General features: G+C 58.8%; 23 protein-coding genes. 5 read left to right on the top strand and 18 right to left on the bottom strand.

Annotated features, from left to right (window positions below; all coding sequences use genetic code 11):
• Positions 1 to 5: 5 nt before the first annotated feature.
• The 13 genes from tssG to BMY54_RS01185 all read right to left on the bottom strand — a co-directional run bounded on the left by tssG (position 6) and on the right by BMY54_RS01185 (position 11506).
• Positions 6 to 1013, bottom strand: a complete 1008-nt coding sequence (gene tssG, locus BMY54_RS01245) for a type VI secretion system baseplate subunit TssG (RefSeq protein ID WP_016985779.1) — start codon at positions 1011 to 1013, stop codon at positions 6 to 8.
• Positions 977 to 2764, bottom strand: a complete 1788-nt coding sequence (gene tssF, locus BMY54_RS01240; protein ID WP_093429639.1) for a type VI secretion system baseplate subunit TssF — start codon at positions 2762 to 2764, stop codon at positions 977 to 979. Before tssF ends, tssG begins: the two co-directional genes overlap by 37 nt.
• 80 nt (positions 2765 to 2844) lie before the next feature.
• A complete protein-coding gene (locus tag BMY54_RS01235) occupies positions 2845 to 3222 on the bottom strand; it encodes a hypothetical protein (protein ID WP_093429638.1) in 378 nt (125 codons plus the stop codon).
• Positions 3219 to 4070, bottom strand: coding sequence for a hypothetical protein (locus tag BMY54_RS01230; protein WP_093429637.1), 852 nt, complete (start codon positions 4068 to 4070; stop codon positions 3219 to 3221). The genes BMY54_RS01235 and BMY54_RS01230 overlap by 4 nt, the downstream gene beginning before the upstream one ends.
• A gap of 4 nt (positions 4071 to 4074) precedes the next feature.
• Positions 4075 to 4581, bottom strand: a complete 507-nt coding sequence (locus tag BMY54_RS01225) for a PAAR domain-containing protein (protein WP_093429636.1) — start codon at positions 4579 to 4581, stop codon at positions 4075 to 4077.
• An 11-nt stretch (positions 4582 to 4592) separates the two neighbouring features.
• Entirely contained in the window at positions 4593 to 5024 is a 432-nt protein-coding gene (locus BMY54_RS01220; protein WP_236427323.1) for a hypothetical protein, read from the bottom strand.
• Positions 5025 to 5043: 19 nt separating this feature from the next.
• On the bottom strand, positions 5044 to 5451 hold the full coding sequence (gene tssE, locus BMY54_RS01215) for a type VI secretion system baseplate subunit TssE (protein WP_093429635.1): 408 nt from the start codon (positions 5449 to 5451) through the stop codon (positions 5044 to 5046).
• 9 nt (positions 5452 to 5460) lie between these two features.
• A complete protein-coding gene (gene tssC, locus BMY54_RS01210; RefSeq protein WP_016772499.1) occupies positions 5461 to 6936 on the bottom strand; it encodes a type VI secretion system contractile sheath large subunit in 1476 nt (491 codons plus the stop codon).
• Between the two features lie 25 nt (positions 6937 to 6961).
• Complete coding sequence (tssB, locus tag BMY54_RS01205) at positions 6962 to 7465, bottom strand: type VI secretion system contractile sheath small subunit (RefSeq protein WP_003229587.1); 504 nt, start codon at positions 7463 to 7465, stop codon at positions 6962 to 6964.
• 32 nt (positions 7466 to 7497) lie between these two features.
• On the bottom strand, positions 7498 to 9060 hold the full coding sequence (gene tssA, locus BMY54_RS01200; protein ID WP_007920270.1) for a type VI secretion system protein TssA: 1563 nt from the start codon (positions 9058 to 9060) through the stop codon (positions 7498 to 7500).
• 639 nt (positions 9061 to 9699) lie between these two features.
• Positions 9700 to 9975, bottom strand: coding sequence for an HU family DNA-binding protein (locus BMY54_RS01195; RefSeq protein ID WP_003213368.1), 276 nt, complete (start codon positions 9973 to 9975; stop codon positions 9700 to 9702).
• A 190-nt stretch (positions 9976 to 10165) separates the two neighbouring features.
• Positions 10166 to 11314 carry an NAD(P)/FAD-dependent oxidoreductase gene (locus tag BMY54_RS01190; RefSeq protein WP_093429634.1) on the bottom strand — a complete coding sequence of 383 codons (1149 nt, stop codon included), beginning with the start codon at positions 11312 to 11314 and terminating at the stop codon, positions 10166 to 10168.
• Positions 11315 to 11338: 24 nt separating this feature from the next.
• Positions 11339 to 11506 carry a rubredoxin gene (locus tag BMY54_RS01185; RefSeq protein WP_093429633.1) on the bottom strand — a complete coding sequence of 56 codons (168 nt, stop codon included), beginning with the start codon at positions 11504 to 11506 and terminating at the stop codon, positions 11339 to 11341.
• Between the two features lie 201 nt (positions 11507 to 11707).
• On the opposite strand from BMY54_RS01185, the gene BMY54_RS01180 reads away from it, so the two are divergent.
• Entirely contained in the window at positions 11708 to 12268 is a 561-nt protein-coding gene (locus BMY54_RS01180; protein ID WP_093429632.1) for a chorismate--pyruvate lyase family protein, read from the top strand.
• Complete coding sequence (ubiA, locus tag BMY54_RS01175) at positions 12268 to 13158, top strand: 4-hydroxybenzoate octaprenyltransferase (protein ID WP_093429631.1); 891 nt, start codon at positions 12268 to 12270, stop codon at positions 13156 to 13158. Before BMY54_RS01180 ends, ubiA begins: the two co-directional genes overlap by 1 nt.
• Before the next feature lie 122 nt (positions 13159 to 13280).
• Here ubiA and BMY54_RS01170 read toward each other — a convergent pair whose 3' ends face one another.
• The gene (locus BMY54_RS01170) at positions 13281 to 13658 is read right to left on the bottom strand and encodes a COG4315 family predicted lipoprotein (protein WP_093429630.1); all 378 of its coding nucleotides are present in this window, start codon (positions 13656 to 13658) and stop codon (positions 13281 to 13283) included.
• A gap of 151 nt (positions 13659 to 13809) precedes the next feature.
• Between BMY54_RS01170 and phoB the strand changes: the two genes are divergently transcribed.
• The 3 genes from phoB (at position 13810) to BMY54_RS01155 (ending at position 17323) form a co-directional block, all read left to right on the top strand.
• Positions 13810 to 14499 (top strand): phosphate regulon transcriptional regulator PhoB, encoded by a 690-nt coding sequence (gene phoB, locus BMY54_RS01165; protein ID WP_007896474.1) that lies wholly within the window; start codon positions 13810 to 13812, stop codon positions 14497 to 14499.
• A 74-nt stretch (positions 14500 to 14573) separates the two neighbouring features.
• Positions 14574 to 15860 (top strand): phosphate regulon sensor histidine kinase PhoR, encoded by a 1287-nt coding sequence (gene phoR, locus BMY54_RS01160; protein WP_256573782.1) that lies wholly within the window; start codon positions 14574 to 14576, stop codon positions 15858 to 15860.
• 122 nt (positions 15861 to 15982) lie between these two features.
• Positions 15983 to 17323: a hemolysin family protein gene (locus BMY54_RS01155; RefSeq protein ID WP_007920256.1), complete on the top strand. Its 1341-nt coding sequence runs from the start codon at positions 15983 to 15985 to the stop codon at positions 17321 to 17323.
• A gap of 41 nt (positions 17324 to 17364) precedes the next feature.
• Here the strand turns inward: BMY54_RS01155 and BMY54_RS01150 are convergent, their stop codons facing one another.
• From BMY54_RS01150 to pstB, 4 genes are all read right to left on the bottom strand, one after another.
• Entirely contained in the window at positions 17365 to 18261 is an 897-nt protein-coding gene (locus BMY54_RS01150) for a peptidoglycan DD-metalloendopeptidase family protein (RefSeq protein WP_093429628.1), read from the bottom strand.
• A gap of 208 nt (positions 18262 to 18469) precedes the next feature.
• Positions 18470 to 19426, bottom strand: coding sequence for a response regulator (locus BMY54_RS01145; RefSeq protein WP_093429627.1), 957 nt, complete (start codon positions 19424 to 19426; stop codon positions 18470 to 18472).
• Positions 19427 to 19602: 176 nt separating this feature from the next.
• Positions 19603 to 20364 carry a phosphate signaling complex protein PhoU gene (phoU, locus tag BMY54_RS01140; protein WP_007954334.1) on the bottom strand — a complete coding sequence of 254 codons (762 nt, stop codon included), beginning with the start codon at positions 20362 to 20364 and terminating at the stop codon, positions 19603 to 19605.
• Positions 20365 to 20435: 71 nt separating this feature from the next.
• Positions 20436 to 21269 carry a phosphate ABC transporter ATP-binding protein PstB gene (pstB, locus tag BMY54_RS01135; RefSeq protein WP_093429626.1) on the bottom strand — a complete coding sequence of 278 codons (834 nt, stop codon included), beginning with the start codon at positions 21267 to 21269 and terminating at the stop codon, positions 20436 to 20438.
• Positions 21270 to 21362: the final 93 nt, after the last annotated feature.

Here is a 21362-nt window from a genome sequence, read left to right as displayed (position 1 = left end):
CGTCCTTAATGAATTTTGCTGCCCAGGGTTACCACGCCGTCCGCTTTTTCGCGGCCCAGCCAACTGGTCCAACCGAGGCGACAGGCGTTCTGCTCACCGATGCGCAGTTCGCGGATTTCTTCCTGGCGCAGGACCAGGCGAATGTCGTAATCGAGCGGGTCACGCAAGGTGAACCGCACCAGCGCGCAGAGTGGCTGGTAACCGAAACCGATCGGCAGGAATTCATGGAATCGCTGCCAGTCGAGTTCGGTGATGTGAATGCGGAATTTGCCGCTGCGGTCGCGCACGTGTTCGCCGAGCACCAGGTCTTCACCGAGCAGGCTGTTGGCACGACCCAATCGATTGCGCTGCTCTTCGAGGATCTCCACGCGGCGCTCGATGCACTGCTCGATGACCAGGTCTTCGTGCTTGAAGTAGTAACGCAGTACGGCTTCGATCAGCGCCGCCGAGTGCGCCCGCAAGCTGAGCAGGCCGAGGTACGGCAGCAGGCGTTTCCAGTTGAGTTCCTTGGCCTTGCGGATCTCTTCGCCACCGAGGCCGATCAGGGCGAACAGCTGCGAGGAGAACGGGTCAATCGCGCCACTCTGGAAGCTTGCGCGGTAGCGGTACTTGCGCCAGATCGGCAGCATCAGGCGTTGCAGGCGATGGTGGAACAGGTCGAGGAAGTTGCGCGTCGGGTTGCCGTCTTCGCTATCGCCCAGGGCTTGTTCGCCGTAGAACGCCGGCAGCGGCGAACCCGAGCCGACCAGGCCGATCAGGTTGAAACGCATGCGCGCGCGCATCTGCCCGTGCTCTTCGAAGAACTCGACGCGATCGACGTCGCTGCGCGGAAAGCCCAGGCTCGGGTTGGCCTGAAACTCCACGTGGTCGTACAGATCGTCTTCGCTCAGGTGCGGGTGTGCCTCGCGCAGCCGGTCGATCACCAGCAGCACGGCCTGAAACAGCGAGTACTCGCGTATTACCTTGGTCAGCCCGCTTAAAGCAGGGGCTGCAGGCCCATACGTGGTGTCCATTGGTACACCTCTCCCTGTGTGCTTTTTACGCGCAGCTCATGGAATGAATTGAGACTGGCGTAAAGCGCGAAAAACTCGTTAAGAACCGAAGCGAAGACGAACAGGTCGCCTTCGCCGATGTACCCTTCCGGGTCGATGGTCAGTTCGGTGCGCAAACCGCGCACCGGCAACCCACGATGCAAGCGGTCGACGTGGTGATGCTTGATGTGCTTGAGGCCGCCGAGCAGGCGTTTGCTGACCTTCTCCGCGTGCTGGTCGTAGTAGCGCGGCAAGTCGTAGGTTTCGAGAATCACCTTCAACGCATTGACGTCGGCCAGCGACAGATAGTTAAGCGACATGTTGCTGATCAGCTTCCACAGGAAGTCACGGTTCAGCGGTGGCGCGAAGCTGGAAGTGGCCGGGGTAATGTTGCGGAAGCTCAAGAACTCCGGCGTCTCTTCACTGGCCATGCAGATGTCGCCGAGCTTGAGCTTGCGCGGCAGGTTCTGGTTGGTGCACATCAGCTCGATCGACAGGGTTTCGTGGGCTTCGGTATGGCGAATACCGAAGCTCAGGTAGGTGTCGAGGCCGTCGTGCAGCAAGGACGAACGCTGGCGGATGCTGTAATGCGGACGGCTGTTGGGCACGTCGAAACTCGGGTCGTGCTCGAAGGATTCGAACGGCACGTACTCCTGATAACCGAGGCCGCCGGGCTTCCAGCCGGTCACGGTTTCCACCGAGAACACACCGCAGTTTTCCAGATCGTATTCCGCCGGCAGCAATAGGTATTCATCCTGTTTGCCGTCGAGGCGAATCGGCAGCGCGTCGTGGGCGAACAGGTTGGCAATCGGCGTGCAGAACAGCTTCACATTATCCAGGGTCGGCCGCATGCGCATGATGCCGCTCTTGCGAATATCGAAGCGCAATTCGAGGCCGCGCATCTGCTTGAGGGTGTCCTCCGGCAGCGCGTTGATGATGTCCAGACCATTCACATCGACGAACAGGAACTTGTCCTGGAAGGCGAAGTATTCCTGCAGGTAGCGATAGCCGCGGAAGGTGTTCAGCGGATACGGGATCAACGCCTCTTCTTCGGCAAAGCCCACCGGTTTGACCCGATCACCGGGAATCTTGAACGCCATCGGCTTGCCGCTGACGCCATCAATCGGTTTGCCGGCGCCGTCGAGCGGGATCAGTTCGATGCCTTCAAGGTTGCGCAACAGGCTCAGGTAGAGCATCTGGCTGATGTAGCGCTCGCCGGCAAAGTGCAGACGCAGTTTGCTCAGTTCCAGTTCACCGAGGTGGCCGTCGGCACTCATTTCCAGACGCAGGCTGAGCAGCGAGCCGTCACCCTTCACCGAGTAATTCAGCGCGGCCAGATCCAGCGGCAGCACGTCAGTCGGGTAACAAGTACGGAAGCGGCAACGCACGTCTTCGATCGGCTTGCTTTCAATCGGCGTATCGCGCTCGACGCGCAACGCCGGCCCGGAACGCTTGAGCGGATCGAACTGCAAAATGCTGAACGCCGGCAGCGGGCGCATGTAGTTCGGCCACAGCAATTGCATCAGCGAATGGCTGAGTTCCGGCAGCTCGTCATCGAGCTTCTGGCGCAGACGCCCAGTCAGAAACGCAAAGCCTTCGAGCAACCGCTCCACGTCCGGATCCCGCCCGGCCTGGCCCAGATACGGCGCCAACGCCGGACTACGCTCGGCGAAACGGCGACCGAGTTGGCGCAGTGCGGTGAGTTCGCTTTGGTAGTAGTGGTTAAAGGACATGTATGGCTGCCTGGGTATTTATTCGTTTGATTTGCAAACTGAAAGCGACTGAGAGCGCAAATATGGGAAAACAAAAAAAATCATTTCGTACTCCGAGCTAGCAAGAACCGTTCAAACTTACCAGCCACCCATATCGCCAGAGCAGTGAGCCCACCTGTAAGAATGCTATAGGCGACCGCTCGAACGGGATAAAGCGGCAACAAGTAAAGCAATATCATCGAAACCATTAAAACAACAATACTAAACTTAAAAAATAGTCTTGGAATTATAGCAACCAATAAATTAGCAAAAACAAATAGGTAAAAAATCATATACATGGCAATCCCAATGGAAGCGCCACGAGACGTCAAACCACCAAATGAAACTTTATACAGAGAGACCCCGTAATAATTAACAACAACATAAACGACGCAGGCAAAAAAGTGCACGAGCAAGCCCGCTGCTATCCTCGTCATCATCTCTTCCACTCTCCATACTTATCTACAGAGCCCTGAGTGATGGAGCTTCTCAATTTCTGATCGGAAACGCCGAGGTAAACTGTGCTGGTCACCACTTTTTCGCGATAGCCCATTCGCCCAGCAAATACTCTTATAGTTTCAGTGCGTAGCTCAAAATTTTCAGAGGCCCACAAAGCACCGCGCAGCACCATGTAGTTATCGTATTCGTTGGTTTTGTCCTCCTTCGGAAATATAGGGATACCATCACCATACGTCATACCGGTTTCAACGGTTTTCTTGATAGCCGTTTCCGAAGACTTGGTTTCTTCCAAATATAAACGGTAGGTATCGGTCGAGAACGGTATTTGTCCAACACCGTCAGTCCAATAGGGCTCGCCCTCGATCATTACCATTATAAATCCGGCGCCGCCCTCTGAACTATTTTTCCAATCACCGGGCATTCTGGGAGCGAAGCTAATTGACATTCTGTCAACAATTGCAAACTTTATAATTTCTGCCCAGGTAAATTGTTTATAAGCATTGTATGCGTCCGTGCCGGCAGTTTTAGACTCGGGATTCACCCATACCTTTTCCCGGTAGTTATCAGCTAGAGGCTCAAACCATTGGATGGCTTCCGCATAGAGCTTTTCAGCCGTCATGATTCTGAACTGAACATCTGATGCATTCGGTTTTACAGCAAAAAGAGGCACGCCATTGCCTCTGGTTATCAGCCAAACATTTGGCAAAGGAAGCTTTTTCGGTTCTTTATCTTCACTCGGCGTAGTTTCGGCTTTAATTTTCAGCTCCGTTTTTCCATCGGAGGTCTCGAAAACATGTGCGATGCCGTCGATAACAATAGAGGTTTCCACGCGATTACTCCGCCGACACGTAGATGGTAACCATCTCGCCTTGTTTACCAGTGGAGAAACACCCCGTGCCCCCAGCTGCCGACGAACATCCTGCTTTTTCTAATCCACTCTCAGAAACCATTCTGTAATTCAAGTTCGCGATTGGTTGTCCGTCCGCTGCATGAAAGGAAAAAACTCGGTTGAAGATCCCAGGAATAACAACGGGCTCCGGCGGCACAAACGGCGCCGGCGAATGCGAATTCCCGATAATCACCGTCCCGGATCCAGCCGTAACCTTGTTGCCATGCGTACCCACCGAATCAACCGTCGCGGCAGGTTTGCCGTTGATCAACACAGTGGTCGCCAAACCTCCCGACATCGCACCACCACACGCCGAGGCATCGCCCTGGCGGGCGGCCGCGAGGCCGTCGAAGAACACGTCGCCGGAACCGGCGGCGATCGGATTGGTGCCGTGACCGGGGAGCGGGCAAGCGGTGGGGTCGGATACACGTGCCGCGGGTTTGCCAGACATCGGGGTTCTCCTTAGTTGACCTTGGCTTGATGACTATTCATTTCTTGAGCACACGCCGGAATATTCCAGCCCTCATAACCCGTCGCTGTCGGGTAGATCGCGTGACCGTATACCCACTGCGAGCGTTCATCGGTGGTGAACTCGTTCTGCCAGAGCAGCCATTCGGACGACTTCAGCAACGTGCCGTCTTTTGCATAAACGCGGAAAAAGGCTTCGCTGGCGAATAGCTTGAAAAGCTTTCCCGGTATGCCGAAGGCTGAGTACTGCGGAATGTAGGAACGGATGGAGCACGTACCATTGCCGTTCCAGACAATCGAGTACTCGTGAGCCAGCCGTGCTGCCGTCGTTTTCACGTAACAGGCAATTGAAATCAGGACAGTGGCCGTCAGGGCTAGAAACAGCAAAGCGCTACGCCCCAACTTTGCCAAAAGACCTAAATTCACGGCGCTCCCTCGCATGGTCCTAATTCACCTTCACTTGTCCGCTGCCATCCAGGCGCGCGGAAAAACTGACCTGACGCTTGAACCCTTCTACTTCCAGCAGGCCTTCGATGCTGAAGGCGAGGCGAAGCTGATCGTGGTCACGCGGCAGGGAAATGACACGCACGTTGCTCAGGCGCGGCTCGTAGGCTTCGATGAAGTTTTCGATGGCCAGACGGGCCTGACTCAGGGAGTCGTGCAGGCTCAGACGCATGTCATTGAGATCGGGCAACCCGTAGTCGGACAGCGTTTGCACGCTGCCGGCCCGGGTGCTGAGCATTTTGGCCAGATGGGCAGCCACTGACGCCATGGCACAAGCCTCAAGGCTGTTGCCCTTGCGTAGTTGCGCGTCGCCATTGAGGCGTTCGAACAGGCTGCCGTATCCGTCCATGAGTCGCTCTTACTCTTTGTCCAGCTTGCCAACCAGCGACAGGGTGAAATCGGCACCCATGTACTTGAAGTGCGGACGCACGTTCAAGCTCACGCGGTACCAGCCCGGCTCGCCTTCAACGTCGCTGACGATCACTTGCGCAGCGCGCAGCGGACGACGGCCACGCACTTCGGCGCTCGGGTTTTCCTGGTCGGCAACGTACTGACGGATCCACTTGTTCAGTTCCAGTTCGAGGTCGGTACGCTCTTTCCACGAACCGAGTTGCTCGCGCTGCAGCACTTTCAGGTAGTGAGCCAGGCGGTTGACGATCATCATGTACGGCAGTTGGGTGCCGAGCTTGTAGTTCAGCTCTGCGGCCTTGCCTTCTGCGCTGATGCCGAAGAACTTCGGCTTCTGCACCGAGCTGGCGGAGAAGAACGCCGCGTTGTCGGAGCCTTTACGCATGGTCAGGGAGATGAAGCCTTCCTCGGCCAGTTCGTATTCACGACGGTCGGAAACCAGAACCTCAGTAGGGATCTTGGTTTCGATTTCGCCCATGCTTTCGAAATGGTGCAACGGCAGGTCTTCAACTGCGCCACCGCTCTGCGGGCCGATGATGTTCGGGCACCAGCGGAATTTGGCGAAGCTGTCGGTCAGCTTGGTGCCGAACGCGTAAGCGGTGTTGCCCCACAGGTAGTGCTCGTGGCTGTTGGCAACAGTTTCCTTGTACACGAACGATTTGACCGGGTTTTCTTCCGGATCGTACGGGTTACGCAGCAGGAAACGCGGCACGGTCAGGCCAACATAACGGGAGTCTTCCGAAGTACGGAAGCTCTGCCATTTGGCGAATTGCGGGCCTTCGAAGTGGTCTTTCAGATCTTTCAGATCCGGCAGGCCGGTGAAGCTTTCCAGGCCGAAGAATTTCGGGCCGGCGGCAGCGATGAACGGTGCGTGCGACATGCACGAAACGCTGGCCACGTATTGCATCAGCTTGACGTCTGGCGAGCTTGGCGACATGTAGTAGTTAGCGATGATCGCGCCCACAGGCTGACCACCGAACTGGCCGTATTCAGCGGTGTAGATATGCTTGTACAGGCCCGACTGCATGACTTCCGGCGAGTCTTCGAAATCGTCCAGCAGGTCTTCTTTCGAGACGTTGAGGATTTCGATCTTGATGTTTTCGCGGAAGTTGGTGCGGTCAACCAGCAACTGCAGACCACGCCACGACGATTCCAGCGCCTGGAAATCCGGGTGGTGCAGGATCTCGTCCATCTGACGGCTGAGCTTGGCATCGATCTCGGCGATCATGCGGTCAACCATGGCCTTCTTGACCGGCTCACCGTTGTTCTGCGGCTTGAGCAGTTCTTCGATGAAGGCCGACACACCGCGCTTGGCGATGTCGTAGGCTTCGTCGTCCGGAGTCAGACGGGTTTCGGCGATGATGCTGTCGAGAATGCTGTATTCGCCGCTGGCGGCGCTCTTCTCTTGTGCTGCGCTAGTGCTCATTGTGTTGGCTTCCTTGGCTGGAGTCTCAGGCGTCCGGGGCTGCGGCGTTCAGGCCCAGCTCACCGAGTACGCGACCGCGGGATTCGTCGTCGGCGAGCACGCCTTCGATCGCTTTACGGAACGCAGGTGCGTTACCCAGCGGGCCTTTGAGGGCCACCAGCGCATCGCGCAGTTCCATCAGTTTTTTCAGCTCAGGCACTTGCTCGACCAGGCTGGCCGGGTTGAAGTCCTTCATCGAATTGACGCGCAATTGCACAGCCAGCTCGTCGGCCTCGCCATCTTCCTGCAGACGGTTCGGCACGCTCAGCGTCAGACCCAGCTCTTGCTTGGCCAACACTTCGTCGAAGGTCATCTTGTCGATGCTGATCGGCTTGCGATCTTCGATTTTGCGATCGTCCTTGCGGTGGGTGTAGTCACCGATTGCCAGCAGCTTCAGCGGCAGTTCAATCTCTTCCTGAGCACCGCCGGTGGCGGGTTTGAAGGTGACGTTGATGCGTTCCTTGGGGGCTACCGAGCCTTCTTTGGCCATGGCTTTTCTCCTTGCGGTTGTGGCCCTGGGGCCTATTCGAGTACCACTTCGAGGTCGAGGTGGCACAGCCTGCGATAAATCTCTTCCTTGCGTTCACGTACGGCATGGTTCTGCGGCAACAACTCGCAGCAGCTATGCAGTAAATGCAGCACTTCCAATGCAAGATCGGGCTCCCAGGCGTGCAGGCCTGAGTCCTGTAATGTTTGATCGAGGGTTTCCAGCTGGTTCTTGGCCAGTTCGTATTTCTTGGCCATGAAGCACAGGCGCGCGAGGGCGAACTGCCAGAAGAAACGTTCGCGGCCGCCGTGAGCGGATTGCAAACCCTGCTTGAGGGTCTGCACGGCAGGCTTCAGGCCTTCCTTGCGCAGCAGCGGCAGGACTTCTTCGAGCGCCTTTTCCCAGGCCGGCTGGGTTTCGACGTTTTCGCTTTCGACCTTGCGCGGCGCGCTGGCGCTTTGCAGGTGCGGCATGACGTTGGCGGCGATCCACGCCCGGGTGGACGGATCGGCAAACGGCGCGCCGTCATGGAAGCGCAACTCGACAATGCCGGGCAGCCGTTGAACCAAAAGCGCGAAGTGGATCTCCACTTCGCGCATTGCCAATTCGGCGTTGAGGTTCTGGAGACACTCCCAGACCATCCTCTGGCCATCGAACCAGAACGGCGCCTTCGCCAGGCTCGCCTCCAGTTCCACCAGCAGGTCGGCGTATTTGCCCTGATCGAAACGGTCCTGATAGAGCTTGAGCTTTTCCAGTGGCAGGCCGCGCAACACGGTGATCTGCTCGGCGTTGCGCTCCGGCACTGCGTCGATGGTCATCCACAGCAGTGTGCGATTGAGGCGCAGGGCGCGCAGGTCGGTGGCTTTCTGTTTGAGCCACCAGGCACACAATGGCCGGGCGCTTTCCTGTTGCGCGCGCAGGGCTTTGTGCGCATCTCGTTCGTTGTCGATCGGCGCGCCGGGGGTGAGCAACTGGCTCGCCGCCTGCTTGACCTGCGCCACCGCCGCACCGACCACACCGGGGGCCGGCTGGTTGTCAGCCGCGCGCTGGATCATGGTTTTCAGGCGACGGGAGATCGGCAGCAGCAACGGCGAATCATCGCCCAGATGCTCGGCACACGCGGCTTCAAGGCCGGACAGGTGCTCGGAGAGCTGCCGGAACATCGGCAACTGCTCTTTGATCGCAATGTTTTCGGTGATGACTTGCTCGAGACGCGGCACCAGCCAGCCGATCGCGGCGGCACGAGTACGGGGTTTGAGCGGGTGAACGTCGGCCCAGTTGTTTTCCGACAGATGGTGCAGCAGACCGAGGCCGGCCAGCAGCCCGGGGAAGGATTCGCGCTGGTACAGCGACCAGGTCAGCCAAGCGCCGACACGTAAATCCTTGGATTGGGTACGCAGCAGATTTTCGCTGTTTTCGCGAATTTTCAGCCAGTCGATCTGCCCGCTTTCGTGCATCGACGAGGCTTTGGCCAGCTCACTTTCCAAGGCCTCGAATTCGCTCGAAAAACGAACGTCTTCGCCCGCGAAATTCTCTTTGGAAACAGAGACTTTAGCGAGTTCGAGGTAATGGGCGGAAAGTTTGCTTGAGTAGGACATCCATGGCCTTTATTAAGGATTACAGTCAGGCGCCTATTGGAGTTACCGCGGCGCGGGACAGTATCGAAGAGCGGTGAAGCGACTCATCCAATTGAGATGTGCTCTTTCAAGTGGGCGCATCGTAATCACTATGATGGCCACTAGCAAGCATCTGATTAAACAACAAGACGAACTGTTCTTTGTTTGTTGTAGGAGGTTTCCCTATATTCAGTCAGGGAATCCCCGATGCCGTCTTCATATATACGCAGCTGCACGAAACACCTGAAAACCCTGATTTAGAGCGATCGTTCCAATCTGCGGTGATCACCGAAGACCGGGGCCGACGACAATGGCGCGGAGCATGACGGGTTTTGAAAAAAACGGATGTAGGATGATTCCGAAAGATTTCAGTGTTGTTTCAACAATCCACAGCGAGACAACCAACAATGGCAAAAGTGCCATCACTATGATGGCTTTTATATATAGGGTATTGATTTAAGTGTGAGGCAGATCGATAGCCAACCAATGCAATTGATTACGTGGCTTTATTATTGCTGCAGGGCATAACAAATAGGCAGGCATAAAAAATGGGCACCCGACCGCAATCGGTGTGCCCATTTTTTCAGCGGTTCTCCCCGTTATTCGAGGAGTTCGCCGCAATTAAGGATTTACGCTGTCTTTCAACGATTTGCCTGGCTTGAACGCAACAGTGTTGCTGGCCTTGATTTTAACCGGTTCGCCGGTCTGCGGGTTTTTGCCGGTGCGGGCGCCGCGGTGGCGTTGCAGGAAGGTGCCGAAGCCGACCAGCGTCACGCTGTCCTTGCGGTGCAGAGCGCCGGTGATTTCTTCGAGAACGGCGTTGAGTACGCGGTTGGCCTGTTCTTTGGTCAGATCTGCTTTTTCAGCGATTGCAGCGGCGAGTTCTGGTTTACGCATTAGTGAAGCCCCTTTGACGGTTTTTTGTTGTTATGTCCGTGCTGTTCTCGTTGGAACAGCGCCCAAGGCGCCGCAGGCTCTACTCTGCGGCAGACGGGAGTGAGAATGGCACGCGGATACCGGCGGCGCCAGTCTCCACGCGACCTTTGTAGGGGCAAAAGCGGGGTGATTCCGACAGAACGACCGGTATTTACGCCAGCAGCGCCGGAAGCTGTTTGTTCAGGGCGAGTTTTTCCATCACCGCTGCACCCGTCAGCGCATAACCGAGCAACTGCCCATCGGCACCGTGGCACAGCGCCTTGATGTCGGCGCCCAGACCTTCGACGGTCCACACACCTTCGCTGCCCCGTGGTGGTGGCGAAACCACCAGCGGGCACACCGGGGTTTTTACGGTGATCGGCATCGGGCCGTAGCTCACGGCAGTAGGGTTTCCAGCGAGGGTTTGCGCCAGCGCGCGCGCGCAACTCATCAGGGGCATCACGTACAGCAGATTCAATCCGTCGACCTCGGCGCAGTCGCCCAGGGCGTAAATATTGGCGTGGGAGGTTTTCAGGTGCCGGTCGACCACGACGCCGCGATTGACCTGCACGCCGGCAGCCGCCGCCAGATCGATACGCGGGCGCAGGCCGATGGCCGAAACCACCACGTCGCAAGGAATGACCTGGCCGTCGGACAGGTGCGCTTCCAGGCCGTCGGCGACTTTTTGCAGGCGGGTCAGTACCGGGCCGAGGTGGAATTTCGCACCAAGGCTTTCCAGCCCGGCCTGCACCGCCGCCGCAGCGGCCGGGTGCAGCAGCATCGGCATGACTTGTTCGCACGGCGCCACCAGTTGCACTTCGTAGCCGCCAAGTATCAGGTCGTTGGCAAACTCACAGCCGATCAGTCCAGCGCCGAGCAATAGCACCCGACGCTTGCCCGCCGCAGCGGCGCGGAAACGCGCATAGTCTTCGAGATCATTGATCGGGAACACCAGATCGCTGCCATCGCCTTCAATCGGCACACGCACGGTTTCCGCGCCCCAGGCGAGAATCAGGTCGCGATAGCTGACCGCCTCCTCGCCAATCCACAGGCGCTTGTGGCCAGCGTCGATGCCGCTGATGCGCGTGTGCGTGCGCACTTCGGCCTTCAACTGCTCGGCCATGGTGCCCGGCTCGGCCATGCTCAGGCCGTCGGCGTCCTTGTTCTTGCCGAAACCGGTGGAGAGCATCGGCTTGGAGTAAGAGCGGCCGTCATCAGCAGTGATCAGCAACAGCGGGGTTTCGCTGTCGAGCTTGCGAAACTCGCGGGCCAGGTTGTAGCCCGCCAGGCCAGTGCCAACGATGACGACAGGTGCGCTCATGCCTTACTCCTTTGTTTTTCTTGCTTAGTTGATTTCGATCATTTCGAAGTCCGTCTTGCCGACGCCGCAGTCCGGGCACAGCCAGTCTGCCGGTACGTCTTCCCAACGGGTGCCCGGCGCAATGCCGTCATCCGGCCAACCCTCGGCTTCGTTGTAGATCAGGCCACAGACGATGCATTGCCACTTTTTCATTCAGGTACTTCCTCAGGGTTCAGGCGTGGTGCCGGCGCGGACGGTCGATGGGTGTTGCGCTGCCATCCGGCTCAGGGCGTTTTGTACTGATGGAGCCGGGCAGATGCAAGCCTGTTCGGCGCAACGGCGACCCGGATCAATCAATCTCGCAGCTCGCCATGGTAAGCTCGCCGCCTCATTTGCGGCCAATAATGACTCATTGTGCAACATTCAAATGCCTGCCCGGCCCCGCTCTGGCTGACCCAAAGCCGACTGACGCCCCTCCCCGATTCGGTGACCCTCGACTGGCTGTTCGACGAAGGCTCCCTCACCCGCCGACTGACCCGGCTGTCCAATGATGGCTTCAGCGTCACGCCGTTGTTCGAAGGCTGGGACACTCTGCGCACCGACGAATGCGCGGCGCTGGAGTTGGCCGAAGGCAGCGAAGGCTGGGTGCGCGAGGTGTATTTGCGCGGTCACGGCGAGGCTTGGGTGTTTGCCCGCAGCGTCGCTTCGCGCGCCGCCTTGCAAGGCGACGGCTTGCACATGGATGAACTGGGTAGCCGTTCGCTGGGCGAATTGCTGTTTTGCGATCAGGCGTTCCAGCGTCGCGCCCTCGAAGTTTGCCACTACCCTGAACAATGGTTGCCGCCAGACGTGAAGGCGCCTGAGTTGTGGGGTCGGCGTTCACGTTTCGACCGTGGCGCATTGAGCGTACTGGTCGCGGAAATCTTCCTGCCGAGCCTGTGGCGCACCGCTCGCGCCCATCCGGAGAACTGCTGATGTATCAGAGCCTGCTCAAGTCGCTGAACCGCTTGAACCCGCGCGCGTGGGACTTCATTCAGTTGACCCGGATGGACAAGCCGATCGGCATTTATCTGCTGCTGTGGCCAACCCTTTGGGCCCTGTGGATTGCCGGCAAAGGCTCGCCGTCGCTGGCCAACGTGGTGATTTTCGTCCTCGGCGTGGTACTGACCCGCGCCGGCGGTTGCGTGATCAACGACTGGGCCGACCGCAAGGTCGACGGCCACGTCAAACGCACCGCGCAGCGACCGCTGGCCAGCGGCAAGATCAGTTCGAAAGAAGCGTTGGTGTTCTTTGCGCTGTTGATGGGCGTGAGTTTTCTGCTGGTGCTGTGCACCAATGCGCCGACGATCTGGCTGTCGCTCGGTGGCCTGGCGTTGGCGTTCACATATCCGTTCATGAAGCGCTACACCTATTACCCGCAAGTGGTGCTGGGCGCGGCGTTTTCGTGGGGCATGCCGATGGCGTTCACGGCCGAGACCGGTGAACTGCCGGCGGCAGCGTGGCTGCTGTGGATCGCCAACCTGCTGTGGACGGTGGGTTACGACACCTATTACGCAATGACCGATCGCGATGACGATTTGAAGATTGGCGTGAAATCCACGGCAATTCTGTTTGGCGAGGCGGACCGGGTGATCATCCTGAGTTTGCAGGCATTGTCGCTGGGTTGCCTGATGCTGGCGGGATCCAAGTTTGAGCTGGGCATCTGGTTCCATCTTGGCCTGCTGGTGGCTGCCGGGTGTTATGCGTGGGAATTCTGGTACACGCGGGATCGCGACCGGATGCGCTGCTTCAAAGCGTTTTTGCACAACCACTGGGCCGGGTTGGCGATTTTCGTCGGGATCGTGCTGGATTACGCGTTGCGCTGAAGATTCAAACCTGTGGCAGCGAGCTTGCTCGCGAAAGCGTTGGGTCAGTTGCCACATAGGCTGACTGAGACGACGCCTTCGCGAGCAAGCTCGCTCCCACAGGGACGCAGTTGCTGCAGGACTCAGTGTTTCGGCATGTGCCACATGTCCTTGAACCCTTCCCCCTTCATGTCGCCTGGTTTTTCATCCATTTTGAAGGTGTAAAGCGGCTTGCCGTCATATGCCCATTGCATCATGCCGTCATCACGCTTGATGGGGGTGAATTTGCCTTCAGCCTTGGCCCCCGCCGGCGCCATCATCGGCGGCCAGTTCTTCGCGCAATCGCCGTTGCACATCGATTTACCGCCATCGTCCTTGTCGAACGTATAAACGGTCATGCCTTTGTGATCGACCATCATGCCGTCCTTCATCATGGCCGGCTCGGCGGCCATGGCAAATCCAGGCAGCGTCAGGGCAGCAGCCATCAGCAGGGCTTTGAAAGAAACAGTCATTTGAGTCATGGAAACCTTCTTTTGTGGTTGTCAGGATTCGGACTTAGAGCTTAGTTGAGGATTTGCACAATCGCCGCCGGACTAAAATACTGTCACACGACTGCAATAATTCCGTTATCTAATGCGGCGCAAGACAGTTAAATGACAAGAGGATTAAGGCATGGTTGGCAGGAGCATTCTGATCGTCGACGACGAAGCGCCCATTCGCGAAATGATCGCCGTTGCGTTGGAAATGGCCGGCTATGACTGCCTCGAGGCCGAGAACTCGCAGCAGGCCCACGCCATCATCGTCGACCGCAAGCCGGACCTGATCCTGCTCGACTGGATGCTGCCCGGCACCTCCGGCATCGAACTGGCCCGTCGTCTGAAGCGTGACGAGCTGACCGGGGACATCCCGATCATCATGCTCACCGCCAAGGGCGAAGAGGACAACAAGATCCAGGGTCTGGAAGTCGGCGCCGACGACTACATCACCAAACCGTTTTCCCCGCGCGAACTGGTCGCCCGCCTCAAAGCCGTGCTGCGCCGCGCCGGCCCGACCGACGGCGAAGCGCCGATCGAAGTCGGCGGCCTGCTGCTCGATCCGATCAGCCACCGCGTGACCATCGACGGCAAACCGGCCGAGATGGGCCCGACCGAATACCGTCTGCTGCAATTCTTCATGACCCACCAGGAACGCGCCTACACCCGTGGCCAGTTGCTGGATCAGGTCTGGGGCGGCAACGTCTATGTTGAAGAGCGCACCGTCGACGTGCACATCCGGCGCTTGCGCAAGGCCCTCGGCGACGCCTACGAAAATCTGGTACAAACCGTGCGCGGCACCGGCTACCGGTTTTCCACCAAGGCCTGATCCGACCGCCAGACTCGCTGACAAGGACCGTATTTTCCGTGAATCAAAACTGGCATGGCACCCTGATCCGCCACATGCTGTTGCTAGTCACAGCGTGTCTGGTGATCGGCCTGATCACCGGCTATTACGGCTGGAGCCTTGCGGCGGGCCTGGGGATTTATCTGGCCTGGACACTCAAGCAATTGCTGCGTCTGCACGAGTGGCTGCGCCAGCACCAACCCGACGAAGCACCGCCCGACGGCTACGGCCTGTGGGGCGAGGTGTTCGACAGCATCTACCACCTGCAACGCCGCGACCAACGCGTGCGCGGGCGTCTGCAAGCGGTGATCGACCGGGTGCAGGAATCCACCGCCGCGCTGAAAGACGCGGTGATCATGCTCGACAGCGACGGCAATCTGGAATGGTGGAACCGCGCCGCCGAAACCTTGCTTGGCCTCAAGACCCCCCAGGACAGCGGCCAACCGGTGACCAACCTGGTGCGCCATCCGCGTTTCAAGGAGTACTTCGAGCAGGAGAGCTACGCCGAGCCGCTGGAAATCCCCTCGCCGACCAACGATCGCGTGCGCATTCAGCTGTACCTGACCCGCTACGGCAACAACGAACACTTGATGCTGGTGCGCGACGTCACGCGCATCCATCAGTTGGAACAGATGCGCAAAGATTTCATTGCCAACGTCTCCCACGAGTTGCGCACGCCGCTGACAGTGATCTGCGGCTACCTGGAAACCCTGCTCGACAACGTCGAGGAAGTGAATCCGCGCTGGAGTCGCGCGCTGCAGCAGATGCAACAACAGGGCGGGCGCATGCAGACGCTGCTCAACGATTTGTTGTTGCTGGCGAAACTCGAAGCCACCGATTACCCGTCGGACAATCATCCGGTGCAGATCGACACCCTGCTGCAATCGATCAAGAGCGATGCCCAGCAATTGTCGGGCGCGAAGAACCAGCGCATCAGCCTCGAAGCCGATGCCGGCCTGTTGCTCAAGGGCAGCGAGGCGGAGTTGCGCAGTGCGTTTTCCAATCTGGTGTTCAACGCGGTGAAGTACACCCCGGCCGAGGGCAACATCCGCATTCGCTGGTGGGGTGACGATCAAGGCGCACACCTGAGCGTGCAGGATTCCGGCATCGGCATCGACAGCAAACACCTGCCGCGCCTGACCGAGCGTTTCTACCGCGTCGACTCCAGCCGCAACTCCAACACCGGCGGCACCGGGCTGGGTCTGGCCATCGTCAAACACGTGTTGCTGCGCCACCGCGCACGCATGGAAATCAGCAGCGTGCCCGGTCACGGCAGCACGTTCACCTGCCATTTCGCCCCAGCTCAGGTGGCTCAGGCGCGGGCCATCAGCGCCGCCGAGTAAGACCGACCGGCACTCGCCACTAGGCAATCGCCATGTCAGCCGCTACATTGGCTGACTTGTGCCTGCCTTTCAGGCGCGATTTTTCTCTCTCTTGAATCACACGGAACCCGCAAAACTCCATCATGGACCCTTCCCCTGGCTTGTCCCTCGCTACAATTTTCGCCGATTTCGGCATGATCCTTTTTGCTCTGATCCTGGTTTTGCTCAACGGCTTTTTCGTTGCGGCGGAATTTGCCATGGTCAAACTGCGCTCGACCCGGGTCGAGGCCATCGCTGATCAGAACGGCTGGCGCGGGCACATCCTGCGCACCGTGCACAGTCAGCTCGATGCATACCTCTCGGCCTGTCAGCTCGGTATCACGCTCGCCTCCCTTGGCCTTGGCTGGGTCGGTGAGCCGGCGTTCGCACACATCCTCGAACCGCTGCTGAGCGCGGTCGGCGTGCAGTCGCCGGAGATCGTCAAAGGTGTGTCGTTCTTCACCGCGTTCTTCATCATTTCGTACTTGCACATCGTGGTTGGTGAGCTGGCCCCGAAATCCTGGGCGATCCGCAAACCCGAGCTGCTGTCGCTATGGACGGCGGTGCCGCTGTACCTGTTCTACTGGGCGATGTACCCGGCGATTTACCTGCTCAACGCCAGCGCCAACGCGATTCTGCGTATCGCAGGGCAAGGCGAACCCGGTCCGCACCATGAACACCATTACAGCCGCGAAGAACTGAAACTGATCCTGCACTCCAGCCGTGGCCAGGATCCGAGCGATCAGGGCATGCGCGTTCTGGCCTCGGCGGTGGAAATGGGCGAGCTGGAAGTGGTCGACTGGGCCAACTCCCGCGAAGACCTGATCACCCTCGAATTCAACGCGCCGCTGAAAGAAATCCTCGCGATGTTCCGTCGCCACAAGTTCAGCCGTTATCCGGTGTACGACAGCGAGCGCCAGGAGTTCGTCGGCCTGCTGCACATCAAGGATCTGCTGCTGGAACTGGCGGCGCTGGACCACATTCCCGAGTCGTTCAACCTGGCTGAGCTGACCCGTCCCCTCGAGCGCGTGTCGCGGCACATGCCGCTGTCGCAGTTGCTGGAGCAGTTCCGCAAGGGCGGCTCGCACTTCGCCGTGGTCGAGGAGGCTGACGGCAACATCATCGGCTACCTGACCATGGAAGACGTGCTGGAAGTGCTGGTCGGCGACATTCAGGACGAACACCGCAAGGCTGAGCGCGGGATCCTCGCCTATCAGCCGGGCAAGCTCTTGGTGCGTGGCGACACGCCACTGTTCAAGGTGGAACGCCTGCTGGGCATCGACCTCGACCACATCGAAGCGGAAACCCTCGCCGGGCTGGTCTACGAAACCCTGAAACGGGTGCCGGAAGAGGAAGAAGTGCTGGAAGTCGAAGGCCTGCGGATCATCATCAAGAAGATGAAAGGGCCAAAGATTGTGCTGGCGAAGGTGTTGATGCTGGATTGAGTGCAATGCGGGAAACCGCGTTGCCTGCGATCTTTTTTGCTTTATTGCTTGCCCAACGCAAAGTTGGGCAACGCCCCCAGCGGCTGGATGAACTGATACGGAATCGACACCAGCCCCTCGCCGGTATTGCGCTGCACCACAAAGTGCAGGTGCGGGCCGCTGCTGTTGCCGGTATTGCCCGACAGGGCCAGCGGACTGCCCACCGCCACCCGTTGCCCTTCGCGCACGCTCACCGAACCTTGCTTGAGGTGCAGGTACACGCCCATGGTGCCGTCGTCATGCAGTACCCGCACGAAATTGCCGGACGCATCCGAACCGCGCCCGCTCTGGGAATTCTCGGTCTTCACCACCACCCCGGCCCGCGCGGCAATGATCGGCGTGCCTACCGGCATGGCGATGTCCATCGCATAGCGATTCTTCGGCCCATAGTGACTGTACTGACCGTTGGCGCCCTGACTCAGACGAAACGGCCCGCCACGCCACGGCAGCGGATAGCGATAGCCCTGCGCGATACCAGTGGGGTCACCGAGGGAATAGTAGAACTGCGGCGTATACACCAGCGGCTGCTTGCCGGATATCGCCGTCAGCAACGCCAACCGCGTGTTGCTGCGCGCCGGCAAAACCCGGTGGATGGTTTGCGCCGGCGCACCGCGGACATTGCTCAGCCCGGTGAATGCCAAGGCAATTTTGACCGGCGCATACAAATCGTTGCGCACGAAGACCACGTCTGTGCCCTTCTGCTTCTTGATATCGAGGTAAACCTGCCGTTCCAGGCGCTCGACCATGCGGTCCTGAAACACGAACACCTGCGAGCCTTTGCTCGGCCGGTCGCTGTACGACACCACGCCGTTGGCATCAGTGGATTTGTAGATGGTCATGGCCACAGCCGAAGTGGATGCCATGAAAAGACCATAGAAAAACAGCAGGCGCGCGAGCATGGGCAAAAGTCTGTCGAAGTGAGGCCTGGGAATGAGCCTAGCAGGTGAAGCAGACCAGGCTAGTCGACAGATGTTTCAAATTAGGCAGCCTAGAAAATGTAAGTCGTAAGGGATGGCCCCTTCGCGAGCAGGCTCGCTCCCACATTTGGAATGCATTCCAGGGTGGGAGCGAGCCTGCTCGCGAAGGCGATGTGTCAAGCGACGAAGATCACGCGCCCGGAACGAAGTGCTTCTGCGCCGTACCGCGGGCGATCAGGCGGGAGATGTAGTCGAGTTTCTGCGCGTCCTGGTCGACGAAACGGAAGGTCAGTTGCAGCCAGTCGCTGTCGGGTTTCTGCTCATGCGCAACGATGGCGTGCAGGTAACCATTGAGACGGGCGATTTCGGCGTTGTCGCCCTGCTCCAGGTCGAGTACGGCGCTGTCGAGGATCTGCGGCAGGGTCTCGGTGCGTTTCACCACCAGCAACGCTTCCTTGATGCTCAGGGCCTTGATCACGCATTGCTGGGTGCCGCTTGGCAGGCGCAATTGGCCCTGACCGCGACCACCGACCGGCGCTTTCGACGTGGCGGGAGCCTGAACCGGTGGGCTGTTGAGCAGACCGCGCGATGGAGCAGCAGCGGGCGCTGGTGCAGCGACGGCAGGTTTGGCGAACGGATTGACCGCCGCCGCAGCCGGAGCACCACCGACCACGGCAGGCTTGCCGCCAGTCAAGGCGCTCAGGGAATCGTTGCCGAACGCCGAGTTCATCTTGGTCGGCGCGCTGTTCATCAGGGTGTCGAGCTTGCCGACCTTGTTCAGCGCCTGTTTGACCTTGGTCAGCAGTTGCTCGTTGGTGAACGGCTTGCTGACGTAGCCGGAAACGCCGGCCTGAATCGCCTGCACGACGTTTTCCTTGTCGCCACGGCTGGTGACCATGACGAACGGCATGGTCTTGAGGTTGTCTTGCTCGCGGCACCAGGTCAGCAGCTCGAGACCGGACATTTCCGGCATTTCCCAGTCGCACAGAACCAGGTCGAACGCTTCCCTGGCCAGCATGGCCTGAGCCTTTTTGCCGTTGACGGCGTCCTCGGTGCGGATCCCCGGGAAGTAATTACGCAGGCACTTTTTCACCAGGTCACGAATGAACGAAGCATCGTCCACGACCAACACACTGATCTTGCTCATCCAACACCCCTATTAAAATCCCGGCAAGCATAACGCTGGCTGATGGCACATTGCCAAAACTCTTCAGTCACGCCGGGACTTTTCGTTCGCGGGTGCTGCTTTTTAATCGAATCTGCCCATGAAAAGCACAAACAAAAACGCCCGGCCAAAGGGCCGGGCGCTTTTCTCAGGCAATCTTACTTATCGTCAGCATCGCCCGGAACATTAGCGGTTTCGCCGCTTGTGCCTTCAACTTCTTCTTTCATGCGTTTGAGGCCCATGTGGCGCACGTCGGTGCCGCGCACTAGGTAAATGACCAATTCGGAGATGTTGCGTGCGTGGTCGCCGATGCGTTCCAGCGAACGCAGCACCCAGATAATGCTCAAGACCCGCGAGATAGAGCGCGGGTCTTCCATCATGTAGGTCGCCAGCTCACGCAGGGCGGTCTTGTATTCGCGGTCGATGATCTTGTCGTACTGCGCCACCGACAACGCCAGATCGGCGTCGAAACGGGCGAACGCGTCCAGCGCATCGCGAACCATGTTGCGCACCTGGTCGCCTATGTGGCGAACCTCGACGTAACCGCGCGGCGCTTCGCCTTCTTCGCACAGCTGAATCGCACGGCGAGCAATCTTGGTCGCTTCGTCACCGATGCGCTCCAGGTCGATCACCGACTTGGAAATGCTGATGATCAGACGCAGATCGGAGGCCGCCGGTTGACGGCGGGCGAGAATGCGCAGGCATTCTTCGTCGATGTTGCGTTCCATCTGGTTGATCTGGTCATCGATCTCGCGCACTTGCTGAGCGAGACCGGAGTCGGCTTCGATCAGTGCGGTGACCGCGTCGTTGACCTGCTTCTCGACCAGCCCGCCCATGGCCAGGAGGTGGCTGCGCACTTCCTCGAGCTCAGCGTTGAACTGCGCGGAGATGTGGTGGGTAAGGCCTTCTTTACTAATCATGTTGGCGTCCTTGGAGCGTCCGGTAAGGTGCGGTGGGCCGCAGCGTCAATTCTGTGAATAACCCGCAACTGTCAGCCATAACGACCGGTGATGTAGTCTTCGGTCTGCTTCTTCGCCGGATTGGTGAACAGGGTATCGGTGTCGCCAAATTCCACCAGTTTGCCCATGTACATGAACGCCGTGTAGTCGGACACCCGCGCGGCCTGTTGCATGTTGTGCGTAACGATAACGATAGTGAACTTGGACTTCAGCTCGTAGATCAGCTCTTCGACTTTCAGCGTCGAGATCGGGTCGAGGGCCGAGCACGGTTCGTCGAGCAGCAGCACTTCCGGCTCAACCGCGATGGTGCGGGCGATCACCAGACGCTGTTGCTGACCACCGGACAGGCCGAGTGCCGATTCATGCAGACGATCCTTGACTTCGTCCCACAGTGCCGCGCCTTTCAACGCCCACTCGACCGCTTCGTCGAGGACGCGCTTCTTGTTGATGCCCTGGATGCGCAGACCGTAAACGACGTTTTCGTAGATGGTCTTCGGGAACGGGTTGGGCTTCTGGAACACCATGCCGACGCGACGACGCAGCTCCGCAACGTCTTCGCCCTTGCGATAGATGTTATTGCCGTAGAGGTTGATCGCGCCTTCTACGCGGCAGCCGTCAACCAGGTCGTTCATGCGGTTGAAGGTGCGCAGCAGCGTGGATTTACCGCAGCCGGACGGGCCGATGAAGGCGGTCACGCGCTGTTTCGGGATGTTCATGCTGACGTCGAACAGCGCTTGTTTCTCGCCGTAGTAAAGGCTCAGGCCGGGTACTTCGATGGCCACGGTTTCCTGTTCGAGATTCAGGCTCTGCTTGTCGCGGCCCAAGGCAGACATGTTGATGCCGTGGGTATGTGTTTCGTGCTGCATGGGAGGCTCCCTGTGCTAACAAATTCGGTTCGGAACACTGCTCGGTGCAGCTTCCATCAATATTGCGGCGGTCGCGATTCAATGTGGGAGCGA

Origin of the sequence: Pseudomonas sp. ok266 (assembly GCF_900110195.1) — a bacterium.
Lineage (GTDB): Bacteria > Pseudomonadota > Gammaproteobacteria > Pseudomonadales > Pseudomonadaceae > Aquipseudomonas > Aquipseudomonas neuropathica.
Note: the sequence above shows the minus strand (reverse complement) of the source record. Positions and strands in the feature narration are given on the sequence as shown.